At 71.4% G+C, this 14572-nt stretch carries 14 protein-coding genes; 5 read left to right on the top strand and 9 right to left on the bottom strand.

Annotated elements, in window-relative coordinates:
- The first annotated feature begins 35 nt into the window (after positions 1 to 35).
- Positions 36 to 1748 carry a sensor histidine kinase gene (locus ACWF79_RS16695; protein WP_453728830.1) on the top strand — a complete coding sequence of 571 codons (1713 nt, stop codon included), beginning with the start codon at positions 36 to 38 and terminating at the stop codon, positions 1746 to 1748.
- Between the two features lie 37 nt (positions 1749 to 1785).
- On the opposite strand, the gene ACWF79_RS16700 is transcribed toward ACWF79_RS16695, so the two are convergent.
- From ACWF79_RS16700 to ACWF79_RS16730, 7 genes are all read right to left on the bottom strand, one after another.
- Entirely contained in the window at positions 1786 to 2643 is an 858-nt protein-coding gene (locus ACWF79_RS16700; RefSeq protein WP_453728831.1) for a Cof-type HAD-IIB family hydrolase, read from the bottom strand.
- 139 nt (positions 2644 to 2782) lie between these two features.
- Positions 2783 to 3685 (bottom strand): LLM class flavin-dependent oxidoreductase, encoded by a 903-nt coding sequence (locus ACWF79_RS16705; protein ID WP_453728832.1) that lies wholly within the window; start codon positions 3683 to 3685, stop codon positions 2783 to 2785.
- A gap of 76 nt (positions 3686 to 3761) precedes the next feature.
- Positions 3762 to 4214, bottom strand: coding sequence for a hypothetical protein (locus ACWF79_RS16710; protein ID WP_453728833.1), 453 nt, complete (start codon positions 4212 to 4214; stop codon positions 3762 to 3764).
- Between the two features lie 40 nt (positions 4215 to 4254).
- Positions 4255 to 4797: an RNA 2'-phosphotransferase gene (locus tag ACWF79_RS16715; RefSeq protein WP_453728873.1), complete on the bottom strand. Its 543-nt coding sequence runs from the start codon at positions 4795 to 4797 to the stop codon at positions 4255 to 4257.
- A gap of 131 nt (positions 4798 to 4928) precedes the next feature.
- Positions 4929 to 5903, bottom strand: a complete 975-nt coding sequence (locus ACWF79_RS16720) for a MerR family transcriptional regulator (RefSeq protein WP_453728834.1) — start codon at positions 5901 to 5903, stop codon at positions 4929 to 4931.
- A gap of 100 nt (positions 5904 to 6003) precedes the next feature.
- Positions 6004 to 7785: an SDR family oxidoreductase gene (locus ACWF79_RS16725; RefSeq protein ID WP_453728835.1), complete on the bottom strand. Its 1782-nt coding sequence runs from the start codon at positions 7783 to 7785 to the stop codon at positions 6004 to 6006.
- Positions 7782 to 8630: a M24 family metallopeptidase gene (locus ACWF79_RS16730; protein WP_453728836.1), complete on the bottom strand. Its 849-nt coding sequence runs from the start codon at positions 8628 to 8630 to the stop codon at positions 7782 to 7784. Before ACWF79_RS16730 ends, ACWF79_RS16725 begins: the two co-directional genes overlap by 4 nt.
- Positions 8631 to 8877: 247 nt before the next feature.
- On the opposite strand from ACWF79_RS16730, the gene ACWF79_RS16735 reads away from it, so the two are divergent.
- Genes ACWF79_RS16735 through ACWF79_RS16750 form a run of 4 tightly spaced genes read left to right on the top strand, consistent with a single transcriptional unit; the run spans position 8878 to position 12381 of the window.
- Positions 8878 to 9846, top strand: coding sequence for an ABC transporter ATP-binding protein (locus tag ACWF79_RS16735; RefSeq protein WP_453728874.1), 969 nt, complete (start codon positions 8878 to 8880; stop codon positions 9844 to 9846).
- Positions 9843 to 10739: an ABC transporter permease gene (locus tag ACWF79_RS16740; RefSeq protein WP_453728837.1), complete on the top strand. Its 897-nt coding sequence runs from the start codon at positions 9843 to 9845 to the stop codon at positions 10737 to 10739. The genes ACWF79_RS16735 and ACWF79_RS16740 overlap by 4 nt, the downstream gene beginning before the upstream one ends.
- A complete protein-coding gene (locus ACWF79_RS16745) occupies positions 10736 to 11647 on the top strand; it encodes an ABC transporter ATP-binding protein (RefSeq protein ID WP_453728838.1) in 912 nt (303 codons plus the stop codon). Before ACWF79_RS16740 ends, ACWF79_RS16745 begins: the two co-directional genes overlap by 4 nt.
- Before the next feature lie 14 nt (positions 11648 to 11661).
- Positions 11662 to 12381, top strand: coding sequence for an ABC transporter permease subunit (locus ACWF79_RS16750; RefSeq protein WP_453728839.1), 720 nt, complete (start codon positions 11662 to 11664; stop codon positions 12379 to 12381).
- A gap of 127 nt (positions 12382 to 12508) precedes the next feature.
- Here the strand turns inward: ACWF79_RS16750 and ACWF79_RS16755 are convergent, their stop codons facing one another.
- Positions 12509 to 13807 (bottom strand): CynX/NimT family MFS transporter, encoded by a 1299-nt coding sequence (locus ACWF79_RS16755; protein WP_453728840.1) that lies wholly within the window; start codon positions 13805 to 13807, stop codon positions 12509 to 12511.
- A 32-nt stretch (positions 13808 to 13839) separates the two neighbouring features.
- Complete coding sequence (locus ACWF79_RS16760; protein WP_453728841.1) at positions 13840 to 14520, bottom strand: FadR/GntR family transcriptional regulator; 681 nt, start codon at positions 14518 to 14520, stop codon at positions 13840 to 13842.
- Positions 14521 to 14572: the final 52 nt, after the last annotated feature.

Below are 14572 nucleotides of genomic sequence, written 5' to 3' on the forward strand. Positions count from 1 at the left end.
TTTCTCGCCAAATCGGACTTACTAGGCTCAAGCTCATGACCGCCGCCGTGCCCGATCTCCCGGACCCCCTGGAAGCCGCCACCCAGGCCACCCGCAGCCTCCAGGGTCTGTCCACGGAGCTCACCGCGCGGGTTCCACAGCTCCTGGAGGCGATGCGCTCGGTCGGTACCGGGCTCGAACTGCACTCCACGCTCGACCGCATCTGCGAGACGGCGGCCGAACTCGCCGGCTCCCGCTACGCGGCGATCGGAGTCGTCGACGAGGAGGGCAGAGGCCTCTCCGACTTCGTCACCTACGGCGTCGACGCCGAGGTCGCCCGCCGGATCGGGCGACGTCCCGACGGGCACGCGGGGCTGCTCGGGGCGCTGATCCGCGACCCCCGGACGATCCGGCTCGCCGATCTGTCCACCGACCCCCGCTCCGCCGGATTCCCGCCCGGACACCCTCCGATGCGGACCTTCCTCGGAGTCCCGATCCGGGTCCAGGGCGAGATCTTTGGAAACCTCTACCTCGCGGAGAAGATCGACGGCGGTGACTTCAACGACTACGACGTCCACATGGTCCGGGTCCTCGCGACCGAGGCGGGCATCGCCATCGGCAACGCCCGGCTCTACGAGGCCGCCCGGCAGCGCGAGCGCTGGATCGACGGCTCCGTGGCCGTCACCACCGCCCTGCTCTCCGGCGGCGACGCGGACGACGCCCTGACGGTCGTGGCCGAACAGGCCCGCAGGCTTGCCGACGCGGCCGCAGGAATCGTCCTCCTGCCGGCCGAGGACGGCGGCCTGGAGATCGTCGCCGTCTCCTCCGAGCGGCCGACCAAGTCGCTGGGCGTGGTGATTCCACCGGAGAGCGCCGTGGTGGACCGGCTCCTGGACGGCGACGCCGTGTTCGTGGACGACGCCGCCAGCGACCCGCGCATGATCAGCCGCCTCGCCGCCCCGTACGGCCCCAGCATGCTGCTGCCCCTGCACAGCGGCGGGAAGGTGCTCGGCGCGCTCGCCACGCCACGCGCGCGTGGCGCCCGGCCGTTCACGGAGTCGGAGCGGACGCTCGCGACCCAGTTCGCCTCGCAGGCGGCGCTCGCCCTGATGATGGCCGACGCCCAGCGCGACCGGGAACGGCTCGCCGTCTACGAGGACCGTGACCGCATCGCCCGTGACCTGCATGACCTGGTCATCCAGCGGCTCTTCGCCACCGGGATGATGCTGGAGAGCGCCCAGCGGAAGTCGGTCGTGCCCGCGGTGCGCGAGGGCGTCGGCAAGGCGGTCGACGAACTCGACGTGACCATCCAGGAGATCCGTACCGCGATCTTCGCCCTTCAGCAGGGACCCGCCGAGGCCCCGTCCGGGCTGCGCACGCGCGTGCTGCGGGAGATCAACATGGCTGCCGTGCCGCTCGGCTTCAAGCCCGCGCACCGTTTCCTCGGGGCGATCGATGCGACGGTCGGCGAACTGACCGGCAAGAACCTCGTCGCGGCCCTCCGCGAGGCTCTGTCCAACGCCTTCCGGCACGCGCACGCCACCCGCATCGAGGTCGCGGTCGACGCGGGCGTCGAACTCCCTGACGGCTCCGCGGGCGTCCGGCTCTCGGTCGCGGACGACGGAGTCGGCATCCCGGAGGGCGGGCGGCGCAGCGGGCTGCGCAACCTGGCGCGGCGCGCGGAGTCGCTCGGCGGGTCGAGCTGGTGCGGCCCGGGCATCGGCGAGGACGGTGGCGGTACGACGGTGGTGTGGCAGGCGCCGTTGTAGCGCCCGCCGACCCGGGCCGTCCTGGACGGAGCGACGGTCAGTCGTCGAGCGTGCCCGCGATGATCCGCTCGATGACGACCGCCACGCCGTCGTCGTTGTTGGCGACCGTACGGCCGGAGGCGGCGGCGACCACGTCCGGGTGGGCGTTGCCCATCGCGTACGAACGGCCCGCCCAGCTGAGCATCTCGATGTCGTTGGGCATGTCCCCGAAGGCCACGACCTCCTCGGCGGAGATGCCGCGCTCGGCGCAGCAGAGGGCCAGGGTGGAGGCCTTGGAGACACCGAAGCCGCTGATCTCCAGGAGGGCGGTCGGGCTGGACCGGGTGAACGAGGCGAGACCGCCCGCGGCCGCCCTGGCCGTGGCGAGGAACTCGTCGGGGTCGAGCGCCGGGTGCTGGGCGAGCAGCTTGAGGACCGGCGCGGCGGCGCCCGGCTCCTCCTCGAAGAGCAGCTTCTCGGCGGACGCGACGGTGGCGCCCGGGTCGAGGAAGAACGGCGGGTAGAGCGGTTCGTAATGGATGCCGGTGGTCAGCTCGACCGCGAAGGAGGTGCCGGGGGCGGCGGCGCGCAGCGTCGACACGACGTCGAGGGCCACGTCCCGCGCCAGCGGGCGTACCTCCAGGAACGTGCCTCCGGAGTGCAGATCCACGACCGCGGCGCCGTTGGCGCAGATCGCGAGGCCGTGGCCGTGGACGTGGTCGCTGACGACGTCCATCCAGCGGGCCGGGCGCCCCGTGACGAAGAAGACCTCGATGCCGGCCCGCTCGGCGGCGGCGAGCGCGGCGATCGTGCGCTCCGACACGGACTTGTCGTCGCGCAGCAGAGTGCCGTCGAGGTCGGTGGCGATCAGTCGGGGGGCCGGGGCGGCGGGGCGCGCGGAGTGGGGTGAGGTCACCGCACCATTCTTCCGCACTTCCTGCACGGGCGTGCGAGGGGGCGCACATCTGAGAGGGCCGCCCCTGCCCCTCTCAGATGTGCGATGCGTGAGCCAGTTTCGGGTCGCGTGAGCCAGTTTCGGGTCACGCGCGCCCGTCTCACGCGAGCTGGGCGGGTGCCTCCGTGGCGATCTGCTCGAAGACGCGCTGGTCGGCGGCGAAGTCCGAGTCGGGGATCGGCCAGTGGATCACGATCTCGGTGAAGCCGAGCTCCTGGTGGCGTCCGGCGAAGTCGACGAAGGCGTCCAGGGACTCCAGCGGCCGTCCTCGGTCCGGCGTGAAGCCGGTCAGCAGGATCTTGTCCAGCTCGGCCACGTCCCGGCCGAGCTCCGCGCACGCCTTGCCGAGCTTCTCGGCCTGGCCGCGGATGGCCGCCACGGACTGCTCGGGCGTGCCCTCCGCGAACAGCTTCGGGTCACCCGTCGTCACCCAGGCCTGGCCGTACTGTGCGGCGAGCTTCAGACCGCGCGGCCCGGTCGCGGCGACGGCGAAGGGCAGGCGCGGGCGCTGGACGCAGCCGGGGATGTTGCGGGCCTCGTGGGCGGAGTAGTACGAGCCCTGCTCGGTGACGGCGTCCTCGGTGAGCAGCCGGTCGAGCAGGGGCAGGAACTCGCCGAAGTGGTCGGCCCGCTCCTTCGGTGTCCAGGGCTGCCGGCCGAGCACGGCCGCGTCGAAGCCGTCGCCGCCGGCCCCGATACCGAGCGTCACCCGCCCGTCCGAGATGTCGTCGAGAGAGATGAGCTCCTTGGCGAGCGTCACCGGGTGGCGGAAGTTGGGCGAGGTGACCAGGGTGCCGAGGCGGAGCCGCTCGGTGGCCGTCGCGGCGGCGGTGAGCGTGGGCAGGGCACCGAACCACGGGCCGTCGCGGAAGGTCCGCCAGGACAGGTGGTCGTAGGTGTAGCCGGCGTGGAAGCCGAGCGCCTCGGCGCGCTGCCAGCGCTCGCGGCCGCCGTCGTGCCAGCGGTGGACGGGAAGGATCACGGTGCTCAGGCGCAGGGTCATGCCCACGAGCCTACGGCGGGGCCGGGGCGCCGTGCAGGCGGTGAAAGGCCGGGCGCTGCTGCCTGCCCGCCGGCTGTCAGCGGACCTTCCGGCTCAGCCAGGGGGTGAGGGTGTCGTCCAGGACGAGTTCCTTGTACGTCTCGTCGCCGGGCAGGGGCACGACCAGCCACCAGCCGGGCGGGAAGAACCTGCCCTTCACGTACGCGAGCCCGCCGTGGACGGAGCGTACGAAGGCGGGGACGGAGTCACGGGGGACGTCGTCGAACTCCACGCCGTCGACGATGATCTTCGCGTCGTCCTCGGGGAAGAGCTGGACGGTGACGGCCGGGGAGCCGCCGAGCTCGACGAAGGCCTCGTGCGGGAGGGAGCCGTCCGCGTCGAGGACGGTGAAGGCTCCGGAGGAGGTTCGGCGGGAGGTCTGGTCGGCACCGATGTCGTCGGTGACGGCCATCTCCAGGTTGAACTCGCGGGCGATCTCGCGCAGGGCGGTGACAGCCGATTCGGTGGTGGGCAGGTGTGGATGGACCATGGCAACGATCATGCCCGAGGGTGTGCGGTTCCGGGCCGGGTCAGCCGGGGAACCGGAGGAACTCCGGGGGGACGGCGTCGGTCAGCCAGACGCCGTTGGCGCTGACGTGGAAGACGTGGCCGGCCCGGTGCATCGCGCCGGCGTCCACGCTGAGGACCACGGGGCGGCCTCTGCGGGCGCCGACCCGGGTCGCGGTCTCCCGGTCGGGGGAGAGGTGGACGTGGTGGCGGGCCATGGGGCGCAGGCCCTCGGCCCGGATGGCGTCCAGCCGGGCGGCGACCGTACCGTGGTAGAGGTACGCGGGCGGCTCCGCGGGCGGCAGGTCGAGGTCGACCTTGATGGTGTGGCCCTGGCTGGCGCGGATCCGGGTGCCCTCGATCGCGAAGCGTTTCTTGTCGTTGGAGGCGACGACGTGGTCCAGCTCGGCGCGGGTGATCGGGAAGCCGTGCTCGGCGGACGCGCGCAGCAGGGCGTCGATCTCGGTCCAGCCGTTCGGGTCGAGAACCAGGCCGATCCGCTCGGGTTGATGGCGCAGGTGTTTCGAGAGGTACTTGGACACCTTCACGGTGCGTCTCTCGTCCATAGGTCGGTTCATGGCGCCAGCATGACGGAGCGCGGATCCGACGACCAATGATTTCGGTTCGGATGTTTGATCCACAACCAACTTGAGTTATCCACAGGGGAATTGGCGATTCTGTGGACAACGTGCATGTGCTATCGGGGCACTTGGCCTATTTCGCTTGCTTCAGAGGGATTTGACGTGAGTGAATCCAATGTCCGTGTCTGTACCTCCCGTTCGGTGGCGGCGGTGACGAACGCCGCCACGTTCTCCGCGCCAACCAGCCGCTGCACGGCTTGAATCGTGCCGGACGGCAGCGCCACCGGGCGAGGCTCGTCCCCCCGAGGGGGCGGGGGCTCCGAGGACAGGTGGTGCTGGAGGTGCCGGGTGGCGAACAGGCGCATGGCACGCGCGAGTTCGGCGTCCACGGTCTGCTGGGCGAGCGGCCGCAGCCGACGGACCATCGCCGCCGCCTCGGAGGCATCGGCGTCCGTCGGAGGGCGGTGCTCCAGGTAGCGCGCGAAGACGTGCTCGGTCGTGAACTCCAGGAAGCGCGAAGCGATGTGCTCGACCTGGACGCGAAGTTCCCTCAGGTGCCCGGAGATCGCGGTCAGCGGAACCCCTGCCTCGTACAACTCCGCTGCCACGGCGAGCTCCTGAGGGCTGGGGACCAGGAACTCGTCGTCCCGGTCCGGGATCCGCTCCAGGACGCCGAGTTCGATCGCCTCCCTGATCGCCTCCTCGTCGGGCTTGCCTCCGAACGTGGCGTCCAGCTCGGCGCGGGAGATCCGGTCGGCCTCCTCGTCCGTCCAGGGTCCGTCGACCTCGGCGACCAGACCCAGGACGCCACCGAGGCCGCGTCCCGCGTCCCAGGCCTCCAGCAGCTCCTTGATCGAGGCCAGGGTGTAGCCGCGGTCGAGCAGGTCGGCGATCTGCCGGAGACGGGCCAGATGCGTGTCCCCGTAGACGTTGGACCTGCCCCGGCGCTCGGGGCGCGGGAGCAGGCCGCGGTCCTGGTAGGCGCGGATCGTCCGGACCGTGGCACCGCTGTGGTGGGCGAGGTCCTCGATCCGGTACTCCACGGGGGAGGCCTGCGCCGAAGGCGCCCCCTGTGCCGTCTGCTCCGCCACACCCACTCCCACCCGCTCGCTCCTGCTGCCCGATCGCGGTCCCGCGCCGCGCCCCCGCCCGCCAGGGATCGTACGGTCCCTCACGCCGCGCGTACGACCCTCAGGCGGGCGGCTCGAGCCGGGCTATCGCGCGCAGGGCCCTGGGCGCGAAGCGGGACAGGACGTGGGCGCCCCGGGCCTCGGGGGTGACGGGGACGACGGCCTCGTTGCGCACCACGGCGCGCAGGATCGCGTCCGCGACCTTCTCCGGCGGGTAGTTGCGCAGCCCGTACAGCCGGGAGGCCTTCTTCTGGCGGCGACTCTGCTCCTCCTCGCCGGCTCCGGCGAACCGGGCCGTCGCCGTGATGTTGGTGTTCACGATCCCGGGGCAGATCGCCGAGACGCCGATGCCCTGGCCCGCCAGCTCGGCGCGCAGGCACTCGCTCAGCATCAGCACGGCCGCCTTGGACGTGCTGTACGCGGGCAGGGCGCGGGAGGGCTGGAAGGCCGCGGCGGAAGCGGTGTTGACGATGTGGCCGCCCTGGCCGCGCTCGGCCATCTGCCCGCCGAAGATCCGGCAGCCGTGGATGACGCCCCAGAGATTGACGTCGAGGACCTTCTTCCACTCCTCGCTTGTCGTCGCGAAGAACGAGCCCGAGAGGCCGATACCCGCGTTGTTGACCAGGACGTCGACGACGCCGTACTCGCTCGCGACCTTCGCCGCGAGCTTCTCCATGGCCTGCTCGTCGCTGACGTCGACGGTCTCCCCCCAGGCCTTGGGGGCGCCGATCAGCCGGGCCATCTCGGCCGTCCGCGCCGCGCCCTCGCCGTCCCGGTCGACCGCGACGATCCGCGCGCCGGCCTCGGCGAAGGCGAAGACGGTGGCCCGGCCGATGCCGCTGGCCGCTCCCGTGACCAGGACCAGTTGGCCGCCGAACCGCTCGGCGTACCCGGGGTCGGCCGTGCTCCTCGCGGCCGTGACCGGGGCCTTGGTCGCCGGGTCCTCGTTCGCCCGGACGAAGTCGGTGATCCACGCGGCCAGTTGATCGGGCCGGGTGCGCGGGACCCAGTGCTTGGCCGGCAGGGAGCGCCGGGTCAGCTCGGGAACCCAGGTGTCGAGGTCGTCGTAGAGCCGCTCGGAGAGGAACGCGTCGCCGGTGGGCGTGATCAGCTGCACGGGCGCGTGGGCGTACGCGTCGGCGCGCGGCCTGCTCAGCCGCGGGCGGACGTTGTCCCGGTAGAGCCAGGCTCCGTGCGCCGCGTCGTTGGGCAGCGAGGGCGTCGGATAGTCCCCGGCCGGGACCCTCTCGACCCGCTCCAGGAGCTTCGGCCACCGCTTGCCGAGTGGGCCACGCCAGGCGAGCTCGGGCAGGACGGGCGTATGCAGCATGTACACGTACCAGGACTTGGCGCCCTGGCCGAGGAGCTGGCCGACCCTGCGCGGGGTGGGCCTGGCCATGCGCTGCTTGATCCAGTGCCCGAAGTGGTCCAGGGAGGGGCCGGACATCGAGGTGAAGGAGGCGATGCGGCCCTCGGTGCGCGGGACGGTCACGAACTCCCAGGACTGCACCGAGCCCCAGTCGTGGCCGACCAGGTGCACCGGTCGGTCGGGGCTCACCGCGTCGGCGACGGCCAGGAAGTCGTCCGTCAGCTTCTCCAGCGTGAACCCGCCCCGCAGCGGGGTCGGCGCCGTGGACCTGCCGTGGCCCCGGACGTCGTACAGCACGACGTGGAACCGTTCGGCGAGCCGGTGCGCGACCTCGGACCAGACCTCCTTGGAGTCCGGGTAGCCGTGCACGAGGAGGACGGTCGGCCGCTCGGCGTCGCCCAGCTCGGCGACGCACAGCTCGATCCCGCCCGTCCGGACCCAGCGCTCCCGCGCCCCCGTCAGCCCCGCGCTCATGCCGCCCCCTCTTCGTTCCAGCGCCGCACGTGCGGCAGGTCGTCGTCCAGCCAGAAAGCGCTCTGCTCCGGGTCCTTCGAGTCGGTGACCACGAGGATCTCCTCGAACTTCGCGCCCGTACCCCGGAATCCGAGGTGCGGCTCGACCGCCCACAGCCCTGGCTGGGGCGGATGGTCGGAGAACGTGTACGGCGACCAGAGCGGCGACCAGCCGTCGCGGTGGCCGTGGATCGCGTCGCTCGCCAGGCCCTTGAGCGACTGCGTGCCGAAGCCGAAGAGCGTGGGCGACCAGCGACGCTCCTTGACCCTGTCGATCTTGTGGGCGATCACGCCGAAGGGATACGCGCGGTGCCGGTTCGCGTACCCCTGGCGGACCATGAGCCGGTCCACGTCCTCGTAGATCTCGCGCAGCGAGCGGCGCTCGCGGACCTCGGCGAGGATCAGCTCCCGGTGGGCCCGCAGGTCGGTGAGCAGCTTGTCGTGGACCGGGTTGAGGCCCAGGCAGCCGGAGTAGCCGATGTCCGAGGTGTAGCCCTTGTACACGGGCGCCATGTCGAGGATGAAGGGCATCCCCGCTTCGAGTCGCCGGTTCGTGGGGAAGAACTGCAGCGGGATCTTGAAGTCGACGAAGGCCGTGCGGTCGCCGAACCAGGCGAAGGGGCGGTGGAACCAGTCCCGTACACCCCGCTCGTACAGCCAGTCGCGCTGCATCTTCGCGGCCTCGCGCTCGGTCACCCCCGGTCGCAGCTGCGCCGCGACGGCTTCCGCGCACGCGTACGACAGGCGCTGCACTTCTCTGAATCCGCGCAGTTCCGCGGTCAGTTCGCTTGCCACTGCTGAGGTCATGCCACCCGTCCGTCCCGTGAACATCCGTGTGCGCTACGTGCCCGTAACGTGACACTGATGAATGTGACAATGCTTGGCGGCTGCGTCAAGGGGTGTGCACGCGCCCTGTGGAAAACCCGGCGGGCGCCGGTGCCGAACGACTTTGGTCTCGGCTCCCCTACGGGCTTGTACTCCTGGAGTCGGATACGGATCGAGCCGTTGGGCTGACGACTGCTGTGGCGCACACCACTACCGTCGAAGCGTGACTGTGATCGCTACCGAAAGCCTCAGCAAGCGGTTCCCCCGGGTGACCGCTCTTGACCGGCTCTCCCTGGACATCGGGCCCGGTGTGACCGGACTTGTGGGTGCCAACGGAGCCGGCAAGTCCACGATGATCAAGATTCTGCTCGGACTCTCCCCCGCCACGGAGGGACGCGCCGAGGTCCTGGGTCTCGACGTCTCCACGTCCGGCGCCCAGATCCGCGAGCGCGTCGGCTACATGCCCGAGCACGACTGCCTCCCGCCGGACGTCTCGGCCACCGAATTCGTCGTCCACATGGCGCGGATGTCCGGTCTGCCCGCCGACGCCGCCCGCGAGCGGACCGCCGACACCCTGCGTCACGTCGGCCTCTACGAGGAGCGGTACCGCCCCATCGGCGGCTACTCGACGGGCATGAAGCAGCGGGTGAAGCTCGCCCAGGCGCTGGTCCACGACCCGCAGCTGGTCCTCCTCGACGAGCCGACCAACGGCCTCGACCCGGTGGGCCGCGACGAGATGCTCGGCCTGATCCGCCGGGTCTGGACCGACTTCGGCATCTCCGTCCTCGTCACCTCCCACCTCCTCGGCGAGCTGGAACGGACCTGCGACCACGTCGTCGTCATCGACGGCGGGACGCTGCTGCGCTCCAGCTCCACCAGTGACTTCACGCAGATGACCACGACCCTCGCGGTCGAGGTCACCGACTCCGACACCCACCCCGACGGCACGGCGGCGCTCCGCACGGCCCTCGCGACGGCGGGTGTGACGCTCCACGCGAGCGAGGAGGAGGGTCTGCCCGGTGCCGGCCACATCCTCCTCGTGGAGGCCGTCGGCGACGAGACGTTCGACCTGGTGCGCGACACCGTCGCCGACCTCGGCCTCGGCCTCGTCCGGATGGAACAGCGTCGCCACCACATCGCCGAGGTCTTCCGGCCCGACGCGCAGCCGCAGAAGCAGGAGGAGGTGTCGGCGCGATGAGCACCCCGGCCCCCGAGACCACGCAGATCCACAACATCGGGTACCGCAACTACGACGGGCCCCGCTTCGGCCGCGCCTACGCGCGCCGGTCGCTCTTCTCGCAGTCCCTGCGCGGCTCCTACGGCCTCGGCCGCAGCGCCAAGTCCAAGGTGCTGCCGATGATCCTCTTCACCGTGATGTGCGTCCCGGCGCTGATCATCGTCGCCGTGGCGGTCACGGTGAAGAGCACGGACCTGTCGGTGGACTACACCCGGTACGCGATCATCATGCAGGCCGTCATCGGCCTTTTCCTGGCCTCCCAGGCCCCCCAGTCGGTCTCCCGGGACCTGCGCTTCAAGACGGTCCCGCTGTACTTCTCGCGGCCCATCGAGCGCGTCGACTACGTCCTCGCCAAGTACACCGCGATGGCCTCGGCCCTGTTCATCCTGACCGCCGTCCCGCTGCTGATCCTCTGGATCGGATCGCTGCTCGCCAAGATGAACTTCGCCGACCAGACCCAGGAGTTCGGCCAGGGGCTCGTCTCCGTCGCCCTCCTCTCGGTGCTCTTCGGCGGCATCGGCCTGGTCATGGCCGCGCTCACCCCGCGCCGCGGCTTCGGCGTCGCCGCCGTCATCGCCACCCTGGTGATCTCCTACGGCGCCGTCACCACCCTCCAGGGCATCGCCTACAGCACGGACAACGCCGACGTCATCCAGTGGCTGGGCCTCTTCTCCCCGATCACCCTGATCGACGGAGTCCAGACCGCGTTCCTCGGCGCGTCCACCTCCTTCCCCGGAGGGGAAGGAGTCGGACCGGGCGCCGGCGCCGGAGTCGTCTATCTGCTGGTCGTCCTCGCGCTCGTCGTCGGCTCGTACGGAGTGCTGATGCGCCGCTACCGAAAGGTCGGGCTGTGACAACCCTGAACATCGACCACGCCTCTCGGTGGTTCGGCAACGTCGTCGCCGTCAACGACGTCACGATGACGATCGGCCCCGGCGTCACCGGACTCCTCGGCCCCAACGGCGCCGGAAAGTCCACCCTCATCAACATGATGGGCGGCTTCCTCGCCCCCTCCACCGGCACCGTCACCCTCGACGGACGGCCGATCTGGAAGAACGAATCCGTGTACACGCAGATCGGCGTCGTACCGGAGCGGGAAGCGATGTACGACTTCCTCACCGGCCGCGAGTTCGTGCTCGCCAACGCCGAGTTGCACGGCCTGGGCGCCAAGGAGGCCCAGCACGCGCTCGCCACGGTCGAGATGGAGTACGCGCAGGACCGGAAGATCGCCACGTACAGCAAGGGCATGCGGCAGCGCGTGAAGATGGCCTCGGCCCTCGTCCACGAGCCGTCCGTGCTGCTGCTCGACGAGCCGTTCAACGGCATGGACCCGCGCCAGCGCATGCAGTTGATGGATCTGCTGCGCCGGATGGGCGCTGCGGGGCGCACGGTGCTCTTCTCCTCGCACATCCTGGAGGAGGTCGAGCAGCTGGCCTCGCACATCGAGGTGATCGTCGCCGGACGGCACGCCGCCTCGGGCGACTTCCGCAAGATCCGCCGGCTGATGACGGACCGGCCGCACCGCTATCTCGTCCGGTCCAGCGACGACCGGGCGCTCGCGGCGGCCCTCATCGCCGACCCGTCCACGGCCGGCATCGAGGTCGACCTCGCCGAAGGCGCCCTGCGCGTCCAGGCGGTGGACTTCGGGCGGTTCACGGAACTGCTGCCCCGGGTCGCCCGGGAGCAGGGGATCCGGCTGCTGACGGTCTCGCCCTCGGACGAGTCCCTCGAATCGGTCTTCTCGTACCTCGTAGCGGCCTGAAAGGAGCCTGACCGATGTACAACCCCACAGTCGCCCGGCTCACCTACCGGGCCCTCCTCGGCCGCCGGCGGGCGCTGATCCTCTTCGCGCTGCCCGCGCTCCTGCTGCTGATCGCCACCGCCGTAAGGCTGTTCAACGGCGCCGACGACCAGATCGCGGCCGACGTCCTCGGCGGTTTCGCGCTCGCCACGATGGTGCCGCTGATCGGTGTCATCGCCGGAACGGGCGCGATCGGGCCGGAGATCGACGACGGTTCGATCGTCTATCTGCTGTCCAAGCCGGTGAAGCGGCCCTCGATCATCTTCACCAAGCTGATCGTGGCGATCGCCGTGACCATGGCCTTCTCGGCCGTGCCCACGTTCCTCGCCGGCATGATCCTCAACGGCAACGGCCAGCAGGTGGCGGTCGCGTACACGGTCGCGGCGCTGGTCGCCTCCATCGCGTACAGCGCGCTCTTCCTCCTGCTCGGCACCGTCAGCCGGCACGCGGTGGTCATCGGGCTGGTGTACGCGCTGGTCTGGGAGACCCTGTTCGGCTCCCTGATCGACGGGGCGAAGACGCTCAGCGTGCAGCAGTGGTCGCTCGCGGTCGCGCAGAAGGTCAGCGGCGAGGGGCTCGTCACCTCGGACGTCGGTCTTCCGGTGGCGGTGTCCCTGCTGGTCGGCGTGACGGTCCTGGCGACCTGGTACGCGGGCCAGAAGCTGCGGACGCTGAAGCTGGCGGGCGAGGAGTAGGACGGTCCGGTCCCGTGGCCCCGCGAAAGGGGCCCCGGGACCTGTGCCCTGCCGTCCGGCCCGGGACCTGTGCCCTGCCGCCTGGCCCCGGACCGCGCCGTCCCGGCCCCAGACCGTTGTCCCTGACTCAGACCTTGCGGTCCCTGGCCGCGAGGAGGCCCACCCCCAGGGCCGCCGCGCAGACGCACAGCACCAGGACGATCGGCACCGTCCACGAACCGGTCGCCTGGTGGACCGCCCCGGCGGCCAGCGGTCCGGCGGCCGCCAGCAGATAGCCGACGGTCTGGGCCATCCCCGAGAGCCGGGACGCGGTCGCCGCGTCGCCCGCCCGCAGGACGATCAGGGTGAGCGCCAGGCCGACCGCACCGCCCTGTCCGACGCCGAGGAGCGCGGACCAGAGCCAGGCCCCCTGCACGGGCGCCGCGAGAAGCCCCGCGTAACCCGCCGCGACCAGTGTCGTGACGAGGACGACCAGCGGACGTTGGCTCCGCATCCGGCCGGCGAGCAATGGCACCGCGAACGCGCCCGCCACCTGGGTCAGGTTGTTGAAGGCGAAGATCACGCCCGCCGTGGAGCGGCTCATACCGTGGTCGGTGAAGATCGTCGGCATCCAGGCGATCAGGACGTACGTCCAGAGGGACTGCAGCCCCATGAAGAGGGTCACCTGCCAGGCGAGCGCCGACCTCCACACGCTTCGCGTCGCGGGCGTCGACGGCACGGCGGCGGTGCGCACCCTCTGTCCCGTGTCACTGACTCCCGTTCGGCCCCGGCCCGTACGACCCCTGGCGAGCAGCACCTGCGGCAGCCAGGCCGTCGCCGCGAGCGCCGCCAGTAGCGACCAGAAGGCGAGCGACGCCTCCCAGCTCCCGCCGAAGGCCTCCTCCAGCGGCACCGAGGCCGCCGCGACGAGCGTGGCGCCCGCGATCATCGCGCCCGTGTAGAGCGAGGTCATCGACGCGGCCCGGTCGGGGAAGTCCCGCTTGATCAGGCTCGGCATCAACACGTTGAGCAGGGCGATCGCCGTGCCGACCAGGACACCGCCGCCGTACAGCGCGTACACCGACGGCAGGACCCGTACGAGGATGCCGGCGCCGAGCAGGACCAGCGCCGCAAGCAGCACCGCTTCGGTGCCGAAGCGCCGTCCCAGCCACGGCGCGACGAGCGCGCCCGCGCCGAGGAAGAGCACGGGCACGGACGTCACCAGCGAACTGGCCGTCGACGACAGGCCGAAGTTCGCCGCTATCTCGCCCACCAGGGGCGCCACGCTCGCCATGGCCGCCCGCATGTTGAGCGAGGCCAGCACGATCGCGACCATGAGCAGCAGCGGGTGGGCGAACAACGCCCGCCGCCGCGCCGTCCGGCGGCCAGGTGCCCCCGGAGCGGCGGGCAGAGTCTCCACGCGTGCGTGGCCGGCTCGGGGCTCCACGCGCGCGTGGCTGTCGGGCTCCGTGCCCGCCCTCACCGCGGCTCCCCCATCAGCGCGGCCACCGTCTCCATCGGCACCCGCAGCAGCTCCCGCGCGCCCGCCTCCGCGGCCTCCGCGTCGCCCGACTCGATCGCCGCGACGAGGGCCTCGTGCGCGTCGATGTCGACCGGCGGCATCTCCCGGTCGCCGAGCGCGTCCACGAGCACCTCGTGCACCTGCGTGGAGAAGAAGCGGTACACCTCGGTGAAGGCAGCGTTGTGCGTCGCGGAGACGACCGCCAGGTGGAAGGCGAGGTCCGCGTCCGCGTCGCGGTCGCCCTCCTCGCGCAGGGTCGTGAGCGCGGCCCGCAGCCGCAGGAGGTCGTGGGTGTCCCGCCGTACCGCCGCGAGGCGCGCCGCCTCCGCCTCGAGGGCGACCCGCAGCTCCAGGACGTCCCGGGCGCCCGCATGGCGCATGCCGCGCAGCACGGCCGCGGGATCGGCGGTCGACCGGACGAAGGTGCCGTTGCCCTGGCGCGACTCCAGCAGCCCCGCGTGGACCAGGACCCGGATCGCCTCGCGGACCGTGTTGCGTCCCACGCCCAGCTGCTCGGCGAGGTCGTGCTCGGTGGGGATGCGGTCGCCCACCGACCACTCGCCCGCCGCGAGCTGCTCCCGCAGCTGCTCGACGACCGAGTCCACCAGCGAGGTCCGTCCCGCAGCTTTCAGAGCCATCACCGCTCTGCTCCCCTTCATTCGCCCGGTTGCCCAGTCATCCTACAAGTTG

This window comes from Streptomyces sp. NPDC054975, assembly GCF_053609105.1.